We start from the raw sequence: 1,872 nt of genomic DNA, 5'->3' as shown, positions 1-1,872 counted from the left end.
TGTTCGCGGGTGACGCGCACCGGTGGCTTCAGCAGTTCAGGGCGCTCTCCGTGCAGCACATAGCGGGGGCTCCGCCCCGGAATCGTCGACAGCAGTCCGAGGCTGCGAACCCGCTCCGGATGCTGGATCGCCACCATCTGCGCCATCATGCCGCCCATGGAATGCCCGGCGATGTGCGCCGAGCGCGCGCCGAGGTGATCCAGGATGTGCAGGATGTCATCGCCCATGTCGGCCAGGTCGTAGCCGCCGTCGATGTCGTCCTCTCCGCCGAAGCGCTCAGAGAACCCGGTGTCGCGGTTATCGAAGCGGACGACCCGCAGCCCCCCATTCGTGAGGTGGGCGATGAACTCCTCGTCCCAACTCAGCAGCTGAGCTCCGCCACCGGAAACCAGCACGAGGACCGGATCTGCTTCCGATCCGAACACTTCGTAGTAGAGCCGGACGGGTGCGGAGTCGGTGTAGGGCATCGGGGTCTCCTCGGGGCTCGAGTCGTTGCTGCGTCCTGTGAGTCTAGATCGGCACCGATGCTGAGATGATGTGTCATTTCCCCATGCCGTTGTGCTCTCAGTGAGTGATCCACCCATCGTCGACCGCGCGTGTCGCTCATAGTGTCGATGGTGACTGCAGCGCCGGCCGGCGCTGCCCTGAAGGAAGGTGACCGATGCCGATCAACAGTCGAATCTCCGGCCTGCGCGACCACACCCCCGGTGACCGGCTCGCGCTCGTGGCCGAGGGCGCCGGTCTCGAAGCAGATGCGCTCGACGCGCTGAGCGGCGAAGGGGGTCTCTCCCTCGCGCAGGCCGATCACATGATCGAGAACGTGATCGGTCTCCTGAGTATCCCGGTCGGCGTCGCCACGAACTTCCGCGTGGACGGAGCAGACCGGCTGATCCCGATGGCGACCGAGGAGCCCAGTGTCGTCGCGGCGGCCTCGAACGCCGCACGTATGGCGCGCGGGCACGGCGGGTTCACCACCTCGTACACCGGCGACGTCATGATCGCGCAGATCCAGGCGCTCGACGCGGTCGACCCGCACGGCACGTGTTTTGCGCTGCTCGAGGCGAAGGACGAACTGCTGGCGCTGGCCAATGAGCAGGACGCGATGCTCGTCTCGCTCGGCGGTGGCGCGTTCGACATCTCCGTCCGAGTCCTGCCCACCCGCGCGGGCACGCAGGTGATCCTGCATCTGCACGTCGATGTCCGCGATGCCATGGGCGCCAACGCGGTCAACACGATGGCCGAAGCGATCGCGCCGCGCGTCGCCGAGATCGCGGGCACGCGCACACTGCTGCGCATCCTCACGAATAAGGCCGAACTGCGTCTCACCCGCGCCCGCGCCGTCTTCGATGCTGAACTCCTCGGCGGTGCCCAGGTCGTCGACGACATCGTCGCCGCCAGCGCCTTCGCCGAGGCTGACCCCTACCGCGCGGCAACGCACAACAAGGGCATCATGAACGGCATCACCGCCGTCGTCCTCGCCACGGGCAACGACACCCGCGCCGTCGAAGCCGGCTGCCACTCGCACGCCGCCCGCAGCGGTCAGTACGCCGCGCTCTCGCAATTCGAGAAGGATGCCGATGGCAATCTCGTCGGGACCCTCGAAGTGCCGCTCGCCGTCGGCCTCGTCGGCGGAGCGACCCGCGCGCATCCGACAGCCCAGGCCGGCGTGAAGCTCCTCGGTGTCGAGACGGCCCGCGAGCTCGCGAGCATCATCGCCGCCGTCGGACTCGCCCAGAACCTCGCCGCCTGCCGCGCCCTCGCGGCCGAGGGCATCCAGCGCGGGCACATGACGCTGCACGCGCGGACGATCGCGGCCAGCGCCGGCGCCGAGGTCGACGAGATCGGCGAGGTCGCCGCACGCATCGTCGCAGA

The 1,872-nt window shown here is 68.4% G+C and carries 2 protein-coding genes; one reads left to right on the top strand and one right to left on the bottom strand.

Annotation, left to right across the window (positions count from 1 at the left end; translation table 11 throughout):
• The coding region (locus tag ACTICP_RS16040; RefSeq protein WP_441894071.1) for an alpha/beta fold hydrolase at positions 1–467 on the bottom strand (467 nt) is incomplete at its 3' end.
• 194 nt (positions 468–661) lie between these two features.
• On the opposite strand from ACTICP_RS16040, the gene ACTICP_RS16035 reads away from it, so the two are divergent.
• On the top strand, positions 662–1,872 hold a 1,211-nt coding region (locus ACTICP_RS16035), incomplete at its 3' end, for a hydroxymethylglutaryl-CoA reductase, degradative (protein WP_441894069.1).

Source organism: Microbacterium sp. (assembly GCF_052102115.1).
GTDB lineage: Bacteria > Actinomycetota > Actinomycetes > Actinomycetales > Microbacteriaceae > Microbacterium.
The sequence above is the reverse complement of the archived record's forward strand: the minus strand, read 5'-3'. Positions and strand labels throughout refer to the sequence as shown.